Origin of the sequence: Desertibacillus haloalkaliphilus (assembly GCF_019039105.1) — a bacterium.
In the GTDB taxonomy this organism is placed as follows: domain Bacteria; phylum Bacillota; class Bacilli; order Bacillales; family KJ1-10-99; genus Desertibacillus; species Desertibacillus haloalkaliphilus.
Map to the genome: position 1 here is coordinate 92,242 of NZ_JAHPIV010000005.1, position 22,072 is coordinate 114,313.

General features: G+C 40.9%; 19 protein-coding genes. All 19 read left to right on the top strand.

Annotated elements, in window-relative coordinates; genetic code table 11:
- Positions 1 to 316 precede the first annotated feature (316 nt).
- A complete protein-coding gene (locus KH400_RS06985; protein WP_217223312.1) occupies positions 317 to 1,468 on the top strand; it encodes a Gfo/Idh/MocA family protein in 1,152 nt (383 codons plus the stop codon).
- A 75-nt stretch (positions 1,469 to 1,543) separates the two neighbouring features.
- Positions 1,544 to 2,554: a Gfo/Idh/MocA family protein gene (locus KH400_RS06990; protein ID WP_217223315.1), complete on the top strand. Its 1,011-nt coding sequence runs from the start codon at positions 1,544 to 1,546 to the stop codon at positions 2,552 to 2,554.
- A complete protein-coding gene (locus KH400_RS06995; protein WP_217223317.1) occupies positions 2,551 to 3,411 on the top strand; it encodes a sugar phosphate isomerase/epimerase family protein in 861 nt (286 codons plus the stop codon). The genes KH400_RS06990 and KH400_RS06995 overlap by 4 nt, the downstream gene beginning before the upstream one ends.
- Positions 3,412 to 3,461: 50 nt before the next feature.
- The gene (locus KH400_RS07000; RefSeq protein WP_217223319.1) at positions 3,462 to 4,535 is read left to right on the top strand and encodes a Gfo/Idh/MocA family protein; all 1,074 of its coding nucleotides are present in this window, start codon (positions 3,462 to 3,464) and stop codon (positions 4,533 to 4,535) included.
- Positions 4,536 to 4,682: 147 nt separating this feature from the next.
- Positions 4,683 to 5,606: an AEC family transporter gene (locus tag KH400_RS07005; protein ID WP_217223634.1), complete on the top strand. Its 924-nt coding sequence runs from the start codon at positions 4,683 to 4,685 to the stop codon at positions 5,604 to 5,606.
- 497 nt (positions 5,607 to 6,103) lie between these two features.
- Complete coding sequence (locus tag KH400_RS07010) at positions 6,104 to 7,372, top strand: nickel pincer cofactor-dependent isomerase, group 22 (protein WP_217223321.1); 1,269 nt, start codon at positions 6,104 to 6,106, stop codon at positions 7,370 to 7,372.
- Positions 7,373 to 7,405: 33 nt separating this feature from the next.
- The gene (locus KH400_RS07015; RefSeq protein WP_217223323.1) at positions 7,406 to 8,176 is read left to right on the top strand and encodes an SDR family oxidoreductase; all 771 of its coding nucleotides are present in this window, start codon (positions 7,406 to 7,408) and stop codon (positions 8,174 to 8,176) included.
- Positions 8,177 to 8,225: 49 nt separating this feature from the next.
- Positions 8,226 to 9,026 (top strand): ATP-dependent sacrificial sulfur transferase LarE, encoded by an 801-nt coding sequence (gene larE, locus KH400_RS07020; RefSeq protein WP_217223325.1) that lies wholly within the window; start codon positions 8,226 to 8,228, stop codon positions 9,024 to 9,026.
- Positions 9,027 to 9,163: 137 nt separating this feature from the next.
- Positions 9,164 to 10,639 (top strand): gluconokinase, encoded by a 1,476-nt coding sequence (locus KH400_RS07025; RefSeq protein ID WP_217223328.1) that lies wholly within the window; start codon positions 9,164 to 9,166, stop codon positions 10,637 to 10,639.
- Between the two features lie 118 nt (positions 10,640 to 10,757).
- Positions 10,758 to 11,519 (top strand): nickel pincer cofactor biosynthesis protein LarB, encoded by a 762-nt coding sequence (gene larB / locus KH400_RS07030; protein WP_217223330.1) that lies wholly within the window; start codon positions 10,758 to 10,760, stop codon positions 11,517 to 11,519.
- Positions 11,520 to 11,539: 20 nt separating this feature from the next.
- A complete protein-coding gene (gene larC2 / locus KH400_RS07035; RefSeq protein ID WP_217223332.1) occupies positions 11,540 to 12,004 on the top strand; it encodes a nickel pincer cofactor biosynthesis protein LarC2 in 465 nt (154 codons plus the stop codon).
- 196 nt (positions 12,005 to 12,200) lie between these two features.
- Complete coding sequence (locus tag KH400_RS07040; RefSeq protein ID WP_217223334.1) at positions 12,201 to 13,799, top strand: ABC transporter substrate-binding protein; 1,599 nt, start codon at positions 12,201 to 12,203, stop codon at positions 13,797 to 13,799.
- Between the two features lie 48 nt (positions 13,800 to 13,847).
- Positions 13,848 to 14,822, top strand: a complete 975-nt coding sequence (locus KH400_RS07045) for an ABC transporter permease (RefSeq protein ID WP_217223637.1) — start codon at positions 13,848 to 13,850, stop codon at positions 14,820 to 14,822.
- On the top strand, positions 14,822 to 15,685 hold the full coding sequence (locus KH400_RS07050) for an ABC transporter permease (RefSeq protein WP_217223337.1): 864 nt from the start codon (positions 14,822 to 14,824) through the stop codon (positions 15,683 to 15,685). The genes KH400_RS07045 and KH400_RS07050 overlap by 1 nt, the downstream gene beginning before the upstream one ends.
- Before the next feature lie 12 nt (positions 15,686 to 15,697).
- Positions 15,698 to 16,654: an ABC transporter ATP-binding protein gene (locus tag KH400_RS07055; RefSeq protein ID WP_217223338.1), complete on the top strand. Its 957-nt coding sequence runs from the start codon at positions 15,698 to 15,700 to the stop codon at positions 16,652 to 16,654.
- On the top strand, positions 16,647 to 17,258 hold the full coding sequence (locus KH400_RS07060; protein WP_217223340.1) for an ABC transporter ATP-binding protein: 612 nt from the start codon (positions 16,647 to 16,649) through the stop codon (positions 17,256 to 17,258). The genes KH400_RS07055 and KH400_RS07060 overlap by 8 nt, the downstream gene beginning before the upstream one ends.
- Before the next feature lie 449 nt (positions 17,259 to 17,707).
- Positions 17,708 to 18,670 carry an AAA family ATPase gene (locus KH400_RS07065; protein WP_217223342.1) on the top strand — a complete coding sequence of 321 codons (963 nt, stop codon included), beginning with the start codon at positions 17,708 to 17,710 and terminating at the stop codon, positions 18,668 to 18,670.
- Positions 18,667 to 19,848, top strand: a complete 1,182-nt coding sequence (locus KH400_RS07070) for a DUF58 domain-containing protein (RefSeq protein WP_217223344.1) — start codon at positions 18,667 to 18,669, stop codon at positions 19,846 to 19,848. Before KH400_RS07065 ends, KH400_RS07070 begins: the two co-directional genes overlap by 4 nt.
- Positions 19,849 to 19,879: 31 nt before the next feature.
- Positions 19,880 to 22,033, top strand: a complete 2,154-nt coding sequence (locus tag KH400_RS07075; protein WP_217223345.1) for a transglutaminase TgpA family protein — start codon at positions 19,880 to 19,882, stop codon at positions 22,031 to 22,033.
- Positions 22,034 to 22,072 lie beyond the last annotated feature (39 nt).

The window sequence follows — 22,072 nt, forward strand, 5'->3', positions numbered from 1 at the left end:
TCGCAATGGTAGTTTGGATTGAAAGTGTCTGACTGTAACTAATTTAGATCTATAAATTTCGTGTGCATTTTCAGTCAATTATGTTGCGTATATAGACAGTTACAGGTAATGAGGTTTAGGTGTTTGTTAGATATAATCAAATTAATTGAAATCCTTATAAAACAAAGGTTGAAAAGGCTTTCAGCCTTCTGTTGGCAGATTGTCAACATTTTAACATGAGTAGGAATCCATCGAGGTTTGTAGTTATTTAGTTGATTGAAAATATGGTATTTATTGAGCTTTTCTAAGCTACATGTTTAGTTGGAGGGGAATCATTATGAAAAAAGTGAGATTGGGTATTATTGGTTTAGGCGCACAAGGTGACGCATATGCAGGTTTTATTGCAGACGGTAGAGTGAGTAATATGGAAATCGGTGCAATTTGTGATATTGACCCTGAAAAGAAAAAGGTAGCTGAGGAAAAATATCCAGGAGCTCCGTTTTATGAAAATTATATAGATATGTTAGAGAGTGGAAATGTCGATGCTATAGTGACATGTGTACCACACTATTTACACCCTGAAATGGGAATTGAATCATTGAAGAGAAATGTGCATGCATTAGTAGAAAAACCAGCAGGTGTCTATACGAAACAAGTGAAAGAATTAAATGAATTTGCAGAGACGAAGCCAGAGTTGACGTTTGGAATTATGTTCAACCAACGAACAAATGAACTATACCAAAAAGTAAAAGAAGTTATTGATAATGGTGAGATTGGTAGTATCCGTCGCACCAATTGGATCATCACAACGTGGTGGAGACCACAAGGTTATTATAATCAAAGTGCTTGGCGTGCTACGTGGGAAGGTGAAGGTGGAGGCGTTCTCGTTAACCAAGCACCACACCAATTAGACTTATTACAATGGATTTGTGGCATGCCTAAAAAGGTTTATTCAAACGTGAAATATGGTTATCAACGTGATATCGCGGTCGAAGATGAAGTGACGACACTCCTTGATTATGGAAATGGTGCAACTGGCGTATTTGTTACGTGTACACATGATGTGATGGGAACAGACCGTTTTGAAATTTTAGGAGATAAAGGGAAAATCGTCGTTGATGATAGTAAGAAAGTGACGATAAAACGATTAAAACAGCCTGAGTCTGAGATGAGTAAGTCGATGAGCATGCAAGATGTTATGAAAATTTTCATGGGGAACGGACCAGGTGAAATATATGATGAAGAAGTTATCGAATTTGAAAGTGTTTGGGGTGCTCAGCATACGTCAGTGCTAGAGAACTTTGCTGCAAATGTTTTAGATGGCACACCACTATTAGCCCCTGGTAGCGACGGAATTCATGGTGTCGCCCTAGCTAATGCGATCCACCTATCTAGTTGGTTAGGAAAAGAGGTAGAGCTTCCAGTTGATGAAGAGTTATACCTCGCTGAGTTAAATAAAAAGATTGCAGAAGAAAAGCAAACCGTTTAAAAGGTGAGCTTGAAGTAAACGAAACGGACTCATGGCTAACTTAGTGATGAGTTCGTTTTGAAAGGGGTAAGGCTTATGCTTAACATAGCCGTTATTGGCCTTGGTGATATTTCTAAGATTCATATACCAGCTATACAAGCGAATCGAGATGCTAGATTAGTTGGAGTGTGTGATGTTGATGTCACATTACGAAATGAAGTCGAAGATGTTCGGTTCTATACCGACTATTTAGATATGTTAGATAAAGAAACATTGGATTGTGTGCATATCTGTTTACCGCACTACTTACATTACCGCGTTACGAAGGAATGTGTGGAAAGAGGCGTTCATGTCTTTTTAGAAAAACCGCTAGCAAGAAGTGCCGAAGAAGGGATGGCAATCGTTGATTTAGAAGAGGCCCACAAGGATGTAAAGATCTGTGTCTCGCTACAAAATCGGTTCAATGAAACGTTTGAGAAACTCCAAGAACTCATTCAAAGTGGTCAATTTGGGAACGTAACCGGGGTGAAGGGTCTTGTCACGTGGTTCCGACCGAAATCTTACTATGATACAAAGCCTTGGAGAGGACTCATGAAGTATTCAGGTGGCGGCGTGATGATTAATCAAGCGATCCATACGTTAGATTTAATGCAACTTATTGGTGGAGAGATTGAGCAAATAAGGGGATCGATTGATAACTTATATGATTATGGCTATGAAGTAGAAGATACTGCCGTAGCGAATATAAAATTTGCAAATGAGGCAACAGGCTTATTTTTTGCGACGATAACCAATGCCTCCAACTCTTCAGTAGAGCTACAAGTGCTACTAGAGAAGGGGAAACTTACGATAAAAGATAGCATTTTGACAAAAGCGGTTAATGGCGGAAAAAAAGAAGAAGTGATTGAGGATGCAAAATTATCAGGGGCTAAGTTTTACTACGGTGCAAGTCATGCCAAGCTCATTAATCATTTTTACGATTGCATCGAAAATAATTGCGATGATTATATCCATGCCAAGGATGCCCAAAGATCGATGGAGATGATCAGTGCGATTCGGAGGTCTTCTGAGATAAATAAAGAGATTCGAATGGAGGTCTATCAATGAAAACGGGTAAAATCGGTGTTCAAATGATGATGTTAAAAGACAAGGTGAAAGACCTAGGCGTCTATGAAACAATGAAAAAGATCAACGATTTGGGATATCGTGCCGTCGAAGTTTCGCAAATCCCGATGACAAAAGAAAACGTGTTAGAACTAAAACGAGCGAGTAAAGATTTTGAGATTGAAATTGCGGCTCTTTCCGCTCCGTTAGAACCGATGTTACCTGGAATGGAAGGTGAAACATTAAGGGACGATTTTGATAAGATCGTCGATGACTGTAAAACGTTAGATTGTAATTACTTACGTATAGGTATGCTGCCATTAAATATTATGGGTGATAAAGACCAAATCATGGAATTTATTAAACGTGCAGAAGAAATGGCAGAGAAACTAGCAGATCACGATGTTGAACTTTATTACCATACGCATCATATCGAATTCCAAAAATATGATGGCGAATACTTATTAGATATGATGAAAAACAATACGGAAAAACTAGGGTTCGAATTAGATGTTCATTGGATTCAGCGAGCTGGGGAAGATCCTGTACAAGTGATTAAAAATTACAAAGATCGAATTTCTTTATTGCATTTAAAAGATTATCGAATCGGACAATTAGATGTAAAAGAAGAAGATCTAAAAGATATGCAGCAGTTCTTCAATAAATTCACAAATCTAATTGAATTTGCTGAGGTTGGTGAAGGGAACCTTAATATGAACGCGGTGATTGATGCAGGACTTGAAAGTGGTGCTAAGTATTTCTTAATTGAACAAGATGATACGTATGGTAGAGATCCATTTGATTGTCTAGAAATTTCAGCGACTAATTTAAGAAAGTTAGGCTATTCGGATTGGTTTTAATTTGGAATGTTAATTTGAAACAAAAGCTTGTGTAATGGAGTTGAAGATATATGAGTAAAGATGGAATGACATATGCGCCAAAGGGGAAGCCAAACCCTGTGGTCGAACCAGGTGAATTTAACATTGCAGCAGTAGCGCTTGATCATGGTCATATTTTTGGTATGTGTAACGGTCTGATCGAAGCGGGGGCAACGTTGAAATGGGTGTATGATCCTGACCAAAAGAAAGTGGATGACTTTGTAGAAAAGTTCCCTGATGTGGAAGTAGCAGAATCACTAGAACAAATCTTACATGATGAGTCTATTAAATTAGTAGCTGCAGCAGCCATCCCATCAGAGCGAAGTGCTTTAGGTAATAAGGTGATGCTAGCAGGGAAGGACTATTTCACAGATAAAACGCCATTTACGACAAAAGCTCAACTTGAAGAAACAAAACAAGTGGTTAAAGAGACAGGGCAAAAGTATATGGTGTACTTTAGTGAACGACTTCATGTCGAAGGGGCCGTTTTTGCTGGTGACTTGATTAAAGATGGGGCAATTGGACAAGTGATTCAAGTAACTGGCTTTGGTCCACACCGATTAAATGCTCCAAGTCGCCCTGACTGGTTTTTCAACAAGGAACAATACGGTGGGATTTTATGTGATATTGGAAGTCACCAAATTGAACAGTTCTTGTATTATGCAGGGTGTGAGGATGCAGAGATCTTGCATAGTAAAGTAGGGAATTATAATAATCCTGACTATCCAGAGTTAGAAGACTATGGTGATGCAACATTACGAGGTGATAATGGTGCGACACAATATTTTAAAGTAGATTGGTTTACTCCAGATGGATTAAGTACGTGGGGCGATGGCCGTACTTTTATTACTGGAACAGAAGGAACAATCGAAATTCGTAAATACGTTGATGTTGCCAAAGAAGAAACAGGTGACCATTTATTTCTAGTGAATAAAGACGGTGAGAAGCACTACAAGCTATCAGGAGAAGTAGGCTTCCCATTCTTTGGTGAATTCATTAAAGATTGTATTCACCAAACAGAGCATGCGATGACGCAAAAGCACGCATTTAAAGCCGCTGAGCTATGCTTAGAGGCGCAGGAACGAGCGCTCGTTGTAACAAAATAAATGAGGAGTGTTGCCCTAACTTATTGATGAAAAGGGCAACACTTTTTCTTTGCTGATTTTTCACGTTAACTTTACACTTTTTTAAATGGTACGATATAGAAGGAATGTTACGTGATTAAAATAAAAGGAGCAGAAAGGGGGAGACGGTTGTTTGAATTAGTTACGATATTAATTGATATTATATTGCCTATTTTTATGGTTATGGCAATAGGTTTTCTCATGCAAAAGAAGTTTAATATGAATCTGAAAACCTTAGCAAAATTAAATATTTATTTTGTTGTTCCGGGGTTTATTTTTGTTACATTGTATGAGTCTCAATTTTCCGGACAATTATTTGTTAATATCTTATTTTTCTTTGTACTTTTTGTTGTTGCTCTATATGTTCTATCAACAGCTTTTGCAAAGTTGTTAAAGTTAACCAAAGGAAAAAAGACGACGTTTACAAATAGTGCGATTTTTTTTAACTCAGGAAACTATGGAGTTCCAGTCAACGATTTAGTATTTAAAAGTGATCCTTACGCGATGTCGATTCAAGTAATTGTTCTTACATTGCAAAATATCTTTTTATTTTCTTACGGGGTTTTTTCTCTTCGGTCGGTTGATCAAGGGAAACTTTCTGCAGCGCTCGGCTATTTTAAAATGCCTGTTTTGTATGCGATGATGACAGGGGTCATTTTAAATGTATATGGCATTTCAATACCAACATTTATTTGGGAGCCAGCAACGTATATTGCAGACGCAATGATTGCGATTGCTTTATTAACATTAGGGGCTCAGGTCGCCCAAATTAAGTTTATATCTGGTATGTTTTCTGTTTACTTTAGCTTGTTTATTCGATTAATCGTAGGTCCTATCATTGCGCTAGGGATGATTGTGAGTTTTGGCATTGAGGGTGTTACAGCTCAGGCACTGTTGATTGCCTCAGCGATGCCGACCTCGGTTAACAGTGCGGTTATTGCTCAAGAATACGATAACCATCCACAATTTGCCGCACAAATTGTCTTATACTCAACATTCGTTAGTGCGATAACAGTTACTCTTGTTATTTATTTAGCGAGGCATTTGTTTTAAGAGTCTGTTCAAAAAAGGGGGGATTTCCATTTTGGAACAGACTCGTAGCAATGAGCGGAGCAAAAGGCTCTGTTATCGTTGAATGTTGATATTGGGCTCATTTTATGGGAGATATGAATGAAATCCTATGAGAAAATAAATTTTCTCCATGATTTCATTCATATCTTCCAACCTTTCAGTACTTGAAAGGCGTGCGAAACTAAGGTTTCGCACGAAATGAGCCCAATATCAACGAGCATTAACACTAAACTTTAACACATCCTCATAAAAAAATAATCATAGAACAAATTGACGTGTAATCAATAAAATGCTATTCTTAAATTAATAATTTGTTTACCAAACAAACTAAAAAATAAAAGCGTTTACTCTTTTTAAAGCTGGCTATTTAACCAGCCTGTAAACGTGTTAACACACATGTTTCAGGGGAAAATAGATTGACATAAAGAATGGATGAGCCATTCATTCCGCTATATAATTTCAAGAATGGAGTGTGGTCCATGGGGATTATACAGGATTTATTAAAAGATATACCAGTACCTAAAATGGCAAAAGTAAAGCAAACGTTTTCAGCTGATAAAGTGGAAGACTTTGAAGCGACGCTAGAAGCCGAGCTAAATAGGGAAGACATTAAGAAAAACGTAAAGCCAGGGATGGAAATCGCTGTAGCCGTTGGGAGTCGAGGGCTAGATCGCCTCGTCGATATGACCGCGATAACTGTAAGGTTTTTGCAACAATTGGGGGCGAGACCATTTATCGTTCCGTGTATGGGAAGTCATGGAGGGGCTACTGACGAAGGCCAAAAAGCGGTACTCGAACATTTAGGAGTAACTGAAGAAAACGTAAATGCAGAAATCCGCTCTTCGATGGAAGTGATTAAAATTGCCCAACTAGACAATGGGTTACCGGTTTATGTTGACAAGATCGCTTCTGAAGCAGATGGGATTGTTGTCATTAACCGTGTGAAGCCTCACACAGCATTCCGCGGACCTGTGGAAAGTGGAATCATGAAAATGATTAGCATTGGTTTAGGGAAACAAAAGGGTGCTGAAGCATGTCATCAGCTTGGGTTTAAGCATATGCATGAATTTGTTCCAGAGATGGCAAGGGTCATTATGGACAATATGCCGATTATATTTGCTGTCGCATCGGTTGAGAATGCTTTTGATAAAGTGGCAAAAATTGAAGCGCTTCTTCCAGAAGAAGTTGAACAAAGAGAAACTGAACTACAAACGTTAGCTAAAAAGCTGTTACCTCGGATTCACTTTGATAAGATTGATGTCCTTGTGATTGATAAGATTGGAAAAAATATCAGTGGTGACGGTATGGACCCGAATATTACCGGTCGTTATCCAACCCCTTATCCGCACGGGGGACCAGATGTAACAAAGATGGTCGTGCTCGATTTAACAGACGAAACGGAAGGTAATGCAAATGGGGTAGGTACGTCAGATTTCACAACACAGCGCCTCGTTGATAAGATGGATCGGGAAACGACGTATGCCAATGGCTTAACGTCTACCGTTGTCAAACCAACCCATATCTCAACGACATTGGCAAATGATGAGTTAGCAATTAAAGCAGCGGTTAAAACATGCAACATTTTAGATTTTACGAAAGTTAAGATGGTCCGTATTAAAAATACATTAGAGTTAAGTGAAATTGAAGTGTCTGAAGCGTTCCTTGAAGACGTAAACTCCAACTCAAATACGGAACAAATTTCTGATTTGTACGAGCTTGATTTTGATGAAAGTGGAAATTTATTTTAAACCATATGAATATTAATTAGGGGGAGAGTATAAATGAGTAAATTATTTGACTTAACGGGGAAAGTAGCAGTAGCACTAGGTGGAAATGGCGTACTTGGAAGTTCGATGGCAAAAGGGTTAGCAGAACACGGTGCGAAAGTGGCAATTGTTGGGCGTAACTTAGAAAAGGCAGAGGCTGTTGTCAAAGAAATTGAAGAAAATGGGGGCACTGCAAAAGCATTTAAAGGAGATGTTAGTTCTCGTCAATCGGTTGAAGAGTTAGCTAATGAAATTGAAGCTTGGGCAGGTGGCTGGGATATTCTCCTGAACGCTCCTGGTAAAAATAGTCCTACACCATTTTTTGATTTAGAGATGGATGAGTGGGATGATATTATGGATGTTAACTTAAAAGGCCTTGTATTAACGACGCAAGTATTTGCAAAACGAATGATTGAGCAAGAGAGACAAGGAAGTATCATTAACATCTCATCTGTTTCTTCAACAACACCATTATCGAAAGTGTTTACGTATTCTGCTTCAAAAGCGGGTGTCAATAATGTGACTCAATTCTTAGCAAGAGAATTTGCACCATACGGAATTCGTGTTAATGGTATTATTCCAGGGTTCTTCCCTGCAGAACAAAATCGTAAAATCTTAAGTGAAGAGCGTGTCGCTTCAATTATGGGGCATACACCAATGGATCGATTCGGCGAGCCAGAAGAATTACAAGGAGCTGCGGTCTATTTAGCTTCTGATAAAGCTTCAGGATTTGTAACGGGTACATTCCTTCGTGTAGATGGTGGATTTGGAAGTATGACAATTTAACGGCTTAACGAGTCGACAAAGGTGAAGCCAAGGAGAGGAGAAAAAGGCTGTGGTACATGAGAAATATGAAAAGTTATCGTCTATTCTCCACGATATGAAAAAGGTTGTTGTCGCTTTTTCGGGAGGGGTTGACAGTACCTTTCTTTTAAAAGCTGCTGTAGATACGTTAGGTAAAGAAAATGTGTTGGCTGTTACAGCTGACTCAGAAACATATCCAAGTAGTGAGTTGCAAGAAGCGAAAAGATTAGCTAAGTTGATTGATGTTAATCACCAAGTCATTGAGACATCAGAATTAGCGATTCCTGGTTATACTGAAAATGACAAGAATCGTTGTTACTTCTGTAAAAATAGCTTATTTGAACACCTGATTCCGATTATGGAGGAAAAAGGGTATGAAAATGTTATTTATGGTGTGATTGCTGATGACTTAAGTGAACATCGTCCAGGTATGCAGGCAGCGAAAGAAAAAGGTGTACGTGGTCCGTTACAGGAAGCAAATCTTTTTAAAGAAGAAATCAGAGCGCTATCTCGTCAAAGCGAATTACCGACATGGGATAAACCTTCATTCGCTTGTCTTTCTTCACGGATTGCTTATGGTGAAACGATTACTCAAGCGAAATTAACAAAGGTAGATCAATCAGAAGCTTACTTAAAATCACTAGGGATTCGCCAAGTTAGAGTGAGAACTCATGAAGAAATTGCACGGATCGAGGTTGAACCTCAAGATATGAGTGTTATTTTAGAAAATCATGATACAATTACAAAGAAGCTTCAAGACTTTGGATATAAGTATATAACGTTAGATTTAAGCGGATATAAGAGTGGGAGCATGAATAAAGTCTTGTCATAGGCTTATATAAGGGGCTAAGTAAGGGGCGATCTCGGCCAAGTAACAAGTCACCACAGGTATTAGATGTGGTGAGCAGTCACTTACGAGAGAGCCCCTTTTTTGAAGAAAATATTCTGTTGATAAAGGAAGATGAAGCGATGTTAAGAGAATTAGTCATTGGTCTAGACTTAGGTACAACAAGTGTAAAGGCTGTACTATTTGATCGGAATGGGACTCTTGTTTGTGAGTCAGAACAGATGATTTCCACATATTACCCTAACCCAACATGGGTAGAACAGGATCCAGTAGAAATCGAGAAGGCATCAAGGCTGACAGTGAAGGAAGTCATGGCTAAAGGGGATGTGAAGCAAGGAGAATTACTTACGATTGGTATCTCGTGTGCGATGCATTCACTCATCTGTGTTAGTGATGATTATCAACCGTTATCGCAAATGCTCATTTGGGCAGATGGGAGAAGTGGCAAACAAGTAGACAAGTTGAAACAAACGATTGGTAAAGATATTTACGCAAGAACAGGAACACCAATTCACCCGATGTCTCCGTTCGTTAAGTTGTTATGGATGAAAGAAACGAACTATAAGCCTTATCAAGAGGCAACCTATTTCATGTCAATGAAGGAATTTTTATTACAAAAGTGGTTTAATCAACGTGTCGTTGATTATTCAATGGCTTCTGCTTCAGGTCTTTTCAATTTGCAAACGTACCGTTGGGATGAGGAAGCAATGGAGGCGGCAGGTGTAGGTAAGGAACAGTTATCTGACGTTGTACCTCCAACATATGTGTTAACGGGACTAAATGACGCTATAGCTGAAGAAATAGGAATCACAAGCGATGTTCCAGTTGTTATTGGGGCTGCGGATGGCCAATTAGCGAACTTAGGTAGTGGTGCGATAGCTAAAGGCGAAGTAGCTGTTAGTGCTGGGACAAGCGGTGCGATCAGGCAAGTGATGCAAGGTGCGAAAACAAATGAAAAGCAAGAAACATTTACGTACGCATTTACAGGTGACACGGCGATCATTGGCGGAGCCACAAATAATGGCGGGATCGCCTTACAGTGGTTGAAAGATTTATTGGCCTTTGAAGGAAGTCACGAAGAGCTACTTGAAGGTGTTGAGGATGTTGACATTGGTGCAGAAGGGGTGATCTTTCACCCCTATGTGAATGGTGAACGTGCACCGTTATGGAATCAACATGCAAAAGGTAATTTTTATGGACTAAGTATGGGGCATAAGCGAGAGCATTTAGTCAGAGCTGTACTTGAAGGAATTACGTTTAATATTTATCAAATTGGACAATCATTAGAGCAAATAGCCGGAAAGCCTACAAAGATCAGTGTGAATGGTGGATTAACGAAATCTCCTTTATGGGTGCAAATAATGGCCGATATGTTTGGGCAAGAGATCTATCTGTCGGACACACACCATAACGCTGCTTGGGGAGCGGCATGGACCGCTTTAGTTGGGATCAAAAAGGCGGACTCGCTTGAAGCGATTAAAGAAAAATTACCTAGCGAAACGGTTGTTCAACCCAATTTGGACAACCACGCGAAGTATAAAGCATTATATGAAAAATATGAGGATATCGGTACATTTTTAGCTAAAAGTTTTGAGTAATCAATTATTATTCCTATATAAAGTATAATCAGGAAAAGCGACCACCTTTCATGATGAAATGGTGGTCGTTTATTCCGGATCTAATGATGTTTATGTATTATGTCAATGAGGTGAGCGAATGCAGGTAGAAGATATTTTAAAGCAAGTGCAACAGGGAACGATCAGTGTCGTGGAGGCAAAGGAAAAATTAGCGACCTATGAGAACTTAGGGTTTGCTAAAGTTGATCATCATCGAAAACAACGTCAAGGTTACCCTGAAATTATTTATGGTGCAGGGAAGTCTCCTGAACAAATCACTTCGATTATAGAGTCGATCAAACAAAAGGGTAATGACGTTCTAGTCACACGAATCACAAAAGATAAAGCAGATGTCGTGTTGCAAGAACACCAGGAGTTTACGTATGATGAGGCGGCTGGAATTTTGTATTGGAAGCAAGAACGCAAGCCCTCAGATAACGAGGAGAAGGGTTATATTGCTGTTGTTTGTGCAGGAACATCTGATTTAAAAGTAGCCGAAGAAGCAGCTGTTACTGCGGAGGTGCTCGGTAGTAACGTTCATCGTATATATGATGTAGGCGTAGCTGGTATTCATCGATTACTAGATAACATTGAGGAGATCCAGCAAGCGACTGTTACGGTTGTGATTGCGGGTATGGAAGGTGCGTTACCTAGTGTTGTTGGTGGTTTAGTTTCACATCCTGTGATTGCTGTACCGACGAGCGTAGGCTATGGCGCAAACTTTCAAGGTTTATCCGCACTGTTAACGATGTTAAATTCGTGTGCCTCGGGTATTAGTGTTGTAAATATTGATAATGGCTTTGGTGGGGCATACAATGCGGTTTTAATTGATCGTATTGCAACGAATGCCAAAAGTGAGTAGGTGTTGAGAGGAGCTATTGTATGTTAGATGGACCACCTAATGAGGAACATATAGATGATCAAATGATAAAGATGGAAGTTAACCTTGATGATATATCCGGAGAATGGCTTGGGTATGTCATGGATGTGCTACTTGATGCAGGAGCAAATGATATTTTTTATACGCCCATTTATATGAAAAAAAATAGACCAGGTATTTTACTTCAGTTGCTGTGTCATCAAAACTGCATAACTAAAATGAAAGAAATATTACTGAATGAGACGACAACATTAGGGATCCGTTATTATCCGTTAACGGTTCACCGGATGGAGAGAAGGTTCATAAAGGTAAAAACAATTTGGGGAGATGTCACGGTGAAGCAAGGAATTTCATCAAATGGCGAGGTTTTTCAGAGTTCTCCGGAATTTGAAGATTGCAGGAGAATTGCCGAGCAACACCATATCCCTTTAAAAAAGGTATATGAACAAGTTTGGAAGCAAGTATAACGGTAAGCTAGACGTTTATTAGCAAAATGAACGAACAGGCTCTCGACGCTCTCATAGAGAGCGAGTGGTGTGGCCTGTTTTTTGTTTGCAAGGAATGGATTTGAGACTGTCTTGTCCATCTTTTCATATTTAAAAGAATGAGAGATAATAAGTAAATGTTATAGTTTAATCATATTTTCATAGAGGGAGTTGTGAGATGAAGGCGATTTACATTGCGGGTTTATTTTTACTTGTGCTAATAATAAGTGGATGTACAGAAACTAATGAGAATCTAGCAAATGAGCAGAATGAACGTGAAGCGAAAGCGAACGAGTTAGTTTTAGCAGTCGGTGGGGAGCCTGAGGAAGGCTTTGATCCGACAACGGGCTGGGGACGATATGGGTCACCGTTGTTTCAAAGCACTTTGCTTGTAAGAGAACAAGACTTATCGATTACTGGTGACTTGGCAGAAGACTATGAAGTTAGTGATGATGGACAAACGTGGACGGTCACTTTGCGTGAAGATGCCTTATTTTCCGATGGCGAGCCAGTCACTGCTGATGATGTTATTTTTACATTTGAGACAGCGATGGAAAGCGGCTCGATCGTTGATGTAACGATGGTTGATACAATAGAAAAACTAGATGATTTTACGGTTCAATTTTTATTAGAACATCCGCTATCTACTTTCACGTCGCTGTTAGTGACAACGGGGATTGTTCCAAAACATGCTTATGATGAAAATTATCAAGAAACACCGATTGGTTCAGGACCTTATCAACTCGTACAATGGGACAAAGGCCAACAATTAATTGTAAAAGAAAATCCTCATTATTATGGTGAGAAACCAAACTTTGAGAAGTTAACGTTTTTATTTTTAGCAGAAGATACGGCATTCGCAGCCGCGAGAGCCGGTGAGGTTGATGTCGTTTCTGTGCCATCTATTTTTGCAAAGGAAGACGTTCCTGGTATGGATTTAGTCGTCCTAGATAGCGTTGATAATCGAGGAATTATGTTCCCGTTTCCCCCAGACGAGGAGACAGGCGAAGGGAACACAATTGGTAACGACGTAACAGCGGACCCGGTAATCCGAGAAGCGATCAATCAAGCGGTCGACCGCCAAGCTCTCGTTAATGGTGTTCTTGATGGTTACGGAAGCCCTGCTTATACGAATGTTGACGGACTTCCATGGTGGAATGACGAAACGGTGATCGCTGATGCAGATATGGAAGGAGCAAAAGAACTCCTTGATGCATCAGGATGGCACGAAACCGAAGATGGTATTCGTGAAAAGGAAGGTTTACGTGCTGAGTTTACCTTGTTGTATCCAGCAGATGACGTGATCAGGCAGTCACTGTCACTTGCATTTGCTGATATGATTAAGCCACTAGGAATTGATGTAGCAACAGAAGGGAAAAGTTGGAGTGAATTGGAGTCGCTCGTACATTCTCACCCAGTTATGATGGGGTGGGGAAGTCATGATCCGATCGAAATCTATAACCTGTATCATAGTGATATGCAAGGTGAGGGTTGGTTTAATGCGAATTTCTATAATAATCAGGCGGTAGATAAATACATGGAACAAGCGTTGCAAGCATCAACAGAAGAAGAGGCCATTGAATATTGGCAAAAGGCACAATGGGATGGAGAGATAGGCCTGAGTGCTAAAGGTGATGCATCATGGGCTTGGCTTGTAAATCTACATCATCTCTATTTTGTAAGGGAAGGGTTGGACATAGGAGAACAGAAAATCCAACCACATGGTCATGGCTGGCCAGTTACTGACTTTATTACGCAATGGAAGTGGGTAGATTAATTTTTGTAAAACGATAGGAGAGTAGGGTATATAGTGGGGTTTAGAAATATGCTTTTCTATGCAATTAATAAAATCATCAGGCTTCTTACCTTACTTGTAGCCATCAGTGTTGTTACATTTACATTAGTAAGTATTTCTCCAATTGATCCGGTTCAATCGTATGTTGGAGCAGATATGATGATTGTAAGTGCCGAACAGCAAGAACAAATTGCTGAATACTGGGGCTTAAATGAGTCTAGGGTGCAACAATATTTTTCTTGGGCGACAGCCCTCTTACAGGGGGATTTAGGAACATCGTTAATCTACCGCAGTCCTGTCTCTGAAGTGGTCGTGGAACGTTTCGTAGCTTCACTCGCATTGATGGGCTTGGCTTGGATCGTCTCAGGTGTACTTGGTTTTGTCTTAGGATCCATAGCAGGGATGAAACAAGGGACGTTCGTAGACAAGATGATTAAGTGGTATTGTTTTACACTAGCTTCTACGCCTGGTTTTTGGTTAGGGTTATTGCTTTTGATGATTTTTTCTGTGTGGTTAGGCTGGTTCCCTGTTGGTCTTGGAACGCCAGCTGGTGTATTAGCAGATGAAGTAACATGGACACAGCGTTTGTCTCATTTATTTTTACCTGCGTTAACGTTAAGTGTGTTAGGTGTAGCAAATGTGGCTTTGCATACAAGGCAAAAGCTAATTGAAGTATTAAGTAGTGAATATGTTCGCTTTGCGATGGCAAAAGGCGAATCTAGTTTCTCAATCTATTGGCGTCACGGTGTAAGGAATATCACTTTACCAGCTGTTTCCCTCCATTTTGCCTCTTTTGGTGAATTATTTGGAGGGGCGGTATTAGCTGAACAAGTATTTTCTTACCCTGGTCTAGGACAAGCCGTCGTAGCCGCAGGGTTAGGTGGCGATATTCCGCTCCTGTTAGGAATCGTATTATTTACAGCTTGTTTTGTGTTTATTGGGAACTTAATGGCAGATTTATTATACCGTGGGATTGATCCAAGGATTAGAAGTGAGGGAATGTAATGAATAAAAAAGTCGAACCAACCTCAAAAGGCTTTCGCCGAATTCTTGGTCTTAATTTACGACAACGGACATTGGCTACGATTGCAATTACACTCTTACTTCTTTCGATAATGGTGCTTAGTGGAATTTTCATTGATTCAGAGAAGATGAGTGTGAATTTTGAACAGAGCAATCAGTCCCCAAGCATTGAACATCTATTTGGAACGGATTGGTTAGGTAGAGATATGTTAGCGCGAACACTGAATGGTCTCATGCTCAGTTTAGGTGTTGGGCTATTTGCGGCATTTGTGAGCACAGTTATTGCGCTAGTGATGAGTCTTCTTTCATTTTGGAGTAAAACGGCTGATTATATTGTTAGCTGGTTGACTGATTTATTCCTGAGTGTACCTCATTTAGTCACACTAATATTAATTTCGTTTGTGATGGGGGGCGGCTTTAAAGGGGTTGTCATCGGGCTTTCTTTGACCCATTGGCCAAGCCTTGCTCGCGTACTGCGTGCAGAGATATTACAGATTCGTAACATGGAATATGTTCAAGTCTCCTACCGTCTAGGCAAATCAAAGCATTGGATTACTATGCGTCATATTGTTCCGCACCTTATCCCGCAACTGTTAGTTGGATTTATTTTATTATTTCCGCATGCGATTTTACATGAAGCGGCTGTTACCTTTCTAGGTTTTGGTTTATCACCTGAACAACCAGCGATTGGTGTTATTTTATCAGAGTCGATGAAATATTTATCAACAGGTATGTGGTGGCTTGCCTTTTTTCCTGGCCTAGCTTTGCTGATCATGGTTGGTTTGTTTGATATTCTCGGTAATAGCTTTCGAAAGTTAATCGACCCATTCAATACTAGAAGGTAGGGAGAGAAGTGGATGCCAATATCGAATCAAGATCAAAAGCATGAAAAAACACCGTTGTTAGAGGTAAACAATTTATCGCTTCACTTTCATACGATTACAAGTGGATTGAGAGAAACGAAACAGCACGTCATTCGTGGTCTCGATCTCACCATAGCGGAGGGGGAAATCGTAGCTGTCTTTGGAGCGAGTGGTTCTGGGAAAAGCTTACTTGCTAATGCAATTATCGGGATCCTACCAGAGAATGCGGCGATATCAGGGGAGATCAAGTATAAAGGTGAAATCCTTGATCAACAAAGAAAAACTGAACTAAGAGGGAATGAAATATCATTGATGCCACAATCGATCAATGCCCTTGATCCGTTAATGAAAACAGGCAAGCAAGTAAGAGTAGGAGTGAAAGAAAGAGCGAAGAAGTCAGTCCAGCGTGAGGTATTTCGTAGAGTTGGGTTAGCAACTGAGGTTGAAAACCAATATCCTTTTCAACTCTCAGGTGGTACAGCGCGGCGAGTATTAGTCGCCGCCACAATGGTGAGTGATGCCAAGTTATTGATCGCAGACGAACCGACTCCTGGATTAGATGAAGAGGTGCTGAAGGAAACGATGGACCTTATTAGGAAGGTAGCTGACGAGGGCAAAGGCGTCATGATTATTACTCACGATATCGATACAGTATTGGCCATTGCTGATAAAGTTGCCATCATGTATTCTGGTGAAACGGTAGAAGTCGCTAACGTTAATGACTTCGCAGGGAAGGGTGAAGCATTGCGACATCCCTATACGAAAGCTTTATGGAATGCATTGCCGCAGAATGACTTCACACCACTTCCGGGTTGGGTAACTGATACGAAGCAATCATCCCAAGGCTGTATCTTTCAACCAAGGTGTCCGTGGGCAACTCCGATTTGCATGGATGAACAACCATTATCAAAAGAAGTTAATGGTGGTACGGTGAGGTGTTTTCATGCTTGAAGTAAAGGGAGTCAGTTATCGTTATCGCAAACGTGAGTGGCTAATGAGGAATGTCGATGTAACGGTTCAACCAGGAGAAATCATAGGGCTATCCGGACCGAGCGGGACGGGGAAAACAACGTTTGCTAAGATCATTGCGGGGTATCTTTCACCATTAGAAGGTCGTGTGACAGTCGATGGGCATACTCGACGATTTGAGGACGAAGTACATCCTGTTCAGTTAGTATGGCAACACCCAGAAAAGGCTGTTAACCCTAGATGGCGACTTGAGTCTACGCTAAAGGAAGGCGTTGATTATGATGAAGAACTTCTTCAGTTATTGGAAATCAAAAGAGAATGGTTGAATCGGTGGCCGAATGAACTATCAGGTGGAGAGTTGCAACGAATTTGTATCGCTCGTGCGCTTGGCCCTACGACACGGTATTTAATTGCCGATGAAATGACGACGATGTTAGATGCCATTACACAAGCGCAAATTTGGCATGCTATTCTTTACCTTGCAAAGCAACGAAACATTGGCGTTATATCGATTAGCCACAACAAGCATTTATTAAATACAGTTAGTGATCGTATTGTACATTTTCGTGAGATAGCAAATCGATAAACTAAGGGGCTCTCCTATAAGTGATGGTTCACCTCGTTTTGTCATTCTGAGGTGACTATTACTTATATATCCACCCTCCATGGTTTGGCTAACCGCTTAACCCTTACCGTGGTTACAATTACTAGTTCTTTTGAAAGCAAAACCGGCTTTCAACGTACTCTTCATTGTCTCCACTACGCCGACTGCCGTCGTCGCAAACGGTTCGCACCGTTTGGGGTTTCGCTCGATTTTATACATGTTTTCTTTTTTTAGAGGAGCTACGATTCAAGGTTGGGGAATTTGTCATGTTTCCTGCCTGCTTTAGGGAAGCCCCTTCTTCCTTTATGGGAAAATGTGTATGGTTTTATCCTGTGCTTGGTAGTAGGTCTGTAAAGCGTGTGTAATCAAACAGTGTTATCATAGATGGTAACAGAATGATAAGAGGAATATTTAAGTTTGGAAGGGGTGGGATGATGGAGAACGGCCGTGTTCAATTAGAGAATGTGATTACAAGTATTGAAAAAGCTGTTGTTGGTAAAACGAGAGAAGTTGAATTAAGCCTCGTTGCCCTTTTGGCTGATGGGCATATCTTATTAGAAGATGTACCTGGGGTCGGAAAAACGATGATGGTGCGGGCAATTGCTAAAGCTGTAGGTGCCGATTTTAAACGTATTCAATTCACCCCTGATCTTTTACCGTCTGATGTCACCGGGGTGTCTATTTTTAATCAAAAGACGATGAGTTTTGAATTTCGTCCTGGACCGGTGATGGCTAATATTGTTTTAGCGGATGAAATTAACCGCACATCTCCTAAAACACAAGCGGCCTTATTAGAAGCGTTAGAAGAAGGAAGTGTGACCGTTGATGGTGACACGAGATTGTTACCGAAGCCTTTTTTTGTGATGGCGACACAAAACCCAATTGAATATGGTGGAACGTATCCATTACCCGAAGCGCAGTTGGATCGGTTTCTTTTTAAACTGAAACTTGGGTATCCGTCAGAAGCTGAAGAGCTAGAGGTGTTGAAACGTGTGCAAGGTGAGCATCCGATAGAGGCGATTACGCCGGTATTAACGTTAGAGCAATTGCGGGCCATGCAAGAAGAGGTCAAAAAAGTCTATGTCGATGATTCTATTAAGTCGTATCTTGTTGCGATTGTGAACAAAACGAGAAGCCATAACGATGTTCACCTAGGTGTTAGTCCGCGTGGCTCGATTGCGTTAATGAAAGCTGCACAGGCCTATGCTTATCTGCGCGGAAGAGATTTTGTGTTGCCTGATGATATAAAAGAACTCGCTACATATACATTAGCGCACCGGATGATTGTAAGAAATGATATAAGCCTATCTGATGTCCGTGCTGAAGACATTATCGCTGAGATTCTCAATCAGGTGAAGGTGCCGGTTGCAGGCAAGGAAACGATTCGAAGATGAAAAAGATGTTCGCAATCGTGATCGCATTGGCAAGGGGGATCTTTTTGTTCTTGTTGTTGGTTGCTTCATTTGCTTATGCAATGTTTCAGGGGGGCTTTGTTAGTTGGTTTTTGTTTTATAGTTTTCTCTTCGTAATGGTTACTTCGATCGCCTCCTTATTTTTTCCATTACGGAGCATTTCGATTGAGCGGAAGGTGAATAAGGATACGTTTATGGCTGGGGAAGACATGGAGGTCACGGTTACAGTCACGCGGAAGAAACACCTACCTTATTTGTATGTGACTGTTCGTGATGTTTTACCACCAGCGATGATGAAAGAAGCCGATCAAAGCCAAGCGAGCGCCGTCTCGTTCTTTTCATTTAAACAGGAGCAATCGTTTCAATATACATGTACGTCTGTTAATAGGGGTGAATATCAATTTGCTGAAGTGGAGGTGCGGACGGGTGATATCTTCGGTTTTGTACAAAAAAAACAGACGCTCACAGTGAAATCAGATGTATTCGTTTACCCGACCATCCGGCCATTACAAAAATGGTCAATTGTTGCAAGTCAATCAGAAAATGAGGTTGCGGCAACAGAAGGGATAGAAGAAGCGCTTGTCGTATCAGGTGTGCGTGAATATGTTCCTGGTGACCGCTTAGCAAGCATTGATTGGAAAGTATCGGCTCGAAAAGATGAATTAATGACCAAAGAGTTCGATTCGGTCAAAGGTGAAGGCTATACAGTAGTGCTCGATACTTTTTGTAGTCATGAAATGCTTTTTGAACGAGTCGTTGAGTTTGTTGCATCGGTAACGGATCACTATATGAAACGGAAGCGACCATTAGGGTTTGAGATGATTAATGACCCATACAGTTCTCTACCAACAGACCGTGGTATGAATCATTACCGGGCGATTTTTAAGCGGTTAGCAAAGGTTAAGCTCCAACACCAAGCAATGACCGCGCATCTCAAACGTTCTTCGCCTAATGAAACGTTTATTGTTATTAGTGCGGTATTAAATATGGAAACCATTGCGCGGTTGCAGCCATTATTTAAGCCGGATGATCACGTTGTTTTCTTTTTTATGAAAGAAGATGAAGAAGAGCAGCAACACCAAGTGAGAAGTCATTTATGGCAAAAAGGGATCCTCCATTATGTCGTTTCTGAGAGTCTGTACGACATGGCTGATGAATGAGGAGATAACTGAAAGTAGGTGAACATGAGAGATGATAACGAATAAAAATGTGCAGATCCGTCGATATTTCTTTGCCTATGGTTTAGGTTTTCTTCTCTTGTGGGAATGGCTGTTACCGCTGCCGGTGTTTAGTGATACAGGAAACATTCATGTGTTCATCCTGTTTATCGCCTTTTCGTTTATCGTGACATTTTTGCAATTACGCTATTGGATCTCCGTGCCACTGCAATTTATTGCGATGCTAGTTGGTTTGCATTTGCTGTACTTCAACCCGCCGTTATTTACTAGTGAGTGGTTGGTTTTCCTTGGCATCGATATAGCCGAAAATATGATGATGCTTGCTAGCGGAAATTGGTATCATCTATCAGATTTATTTAGAAGTTTATTGTTTTTTATCCTGCTAGCGATCATCAGCTATCTGCTATTTTACTGGATTGTCTATGCAAAGCGAATTCTATTCTTTTTACTATTTACAGTTAGTTACATAGCGGTGCTTGATACGTTCACTGAGTATGACGCTACATTTGCGATGATTCGCACGTTTATCATCGGCTTTCTTTTATTAGGTATCCTTCAAAAAAATAGACTACTAGCTTTCAACCGAGTCATAGGAAGACGAGGTGTTGGATCGGGAGCATGGGTGTTTGTGCTCGCTTGTGTTGTTACCGTAGCTGCCTTGTTTGCCATCAGTGCACCAAAATATGAACCGCAGTGGGCAGATCCAGTTCCGGCTTTTCAACAGGCCTTTGGTGGGGATGGACTTGGTGATGGTGTAGGAGGTACTCAGCGAATTGGTTATGGCGACAATGATGAACAGCTCGGTGGCGGCTTTATCTATGATGAAAGCCCTGTGCTGTATGTTGAAGCTGAGGAAGGACACTACTGGCGCGGGGAATCGAAGGATTTTTATACAGGTAAAGGATGGAGGACAACAACTCCAGGAATCGAAGCTGGAGGGGCTTATCTCTATTCTCAAACGGGTTACGTTGAACACGAGGCAACGGTTACAGTCGCCAAAACCCAACGTTTCACACATCTGTTTTATCCAGGTCAGCTGTTACGTGCATTTGAAGATGATCCTCTCTATCATGTCGCTGTTGATGTTCATACAGGACGAGCTGATTCATACATTCGTGGTGAACGTAGCGCAATTGACCAATATGACATTCAGTACGAGTCGCCACAGTTTGAAGTAGAGTTGCTACGAGCAAGCGATGGACGTATCGATGATTTCCCAGAGATCGAGCGCTATTTGCAACTTCCTGATGAATTGCCAGAGCGTGTCGTTCATTTAGCAGAAGAGATTGTTTCGGAGTACGATAACCGTTATGATAAAGCTAGGGCGGTTGAACGCTATTTTGCGGAAGAAGGCTTTACATATGAAACGATGGATGTCGCTGTACCGGATCCAGACCAAGATTACGTTGATCAATTTCTTTTTGAAACAAGACAAGGGTATTGTGATAACTTCTCAACATCGATGGTTGTCTTGTTACGCGCTGTCGACATTCCAGCTCGCTGGGTCAAAGGATTTACAGAAGGTGAAGTCGTTGATTGGGCTGAACAAGGAAGGCGGGTCTATGAAGTGACAAATGCTAACGCACACTCTTGGGTTGAAGTCTTCTTTCCTGGGGTTGGCTGGGTTCCGTTTGAGCCAACGAGTGGGTTCGGGAATCCTTTTGAGTTCGTACTTGATGATGAAGAACGTTCTAGCGACGAATCCGAGCTTACATCTTTAGAGGATGAGCAAGAAGCCGAAGAGGCCTTTGCCGCGATCGAGGAAAAACAGGAAGATGAGCGGAGCGAGACAAGTTGGTATCGTCTATTTGTGTTTGCGTCGGTTATAGCTTTGACCATCGTCCTGTTAACAGTAGTCGTTGTAAAAAGGCGCCAACTCGGCAGTGTCTATGTCCTTTATCGTATGAAAAAACGCCACGATGAAGATGCTTTTGTCGATGCTTATCAAAAGCTATTATGGCTTTTGTCAATGTCGGGAGTGTCAAAACGTAACGAAGAGACGTTGAGAGAGTTTGCGTCAAGAGTCGATCGATTGTTTGCGACGGATGCAATGACAGATTTGACAGTCGTTTATGAAAAAATATATTACGGTGGTAAGCCAGCAACGCAAGAATGGTCGAATAAACGCACAACGTGGAGGAATTTGATTAAAAAAATCGGATCTTGACCATTTGACTGTGCGGTTGATAAAATAAGTCCATGTTTA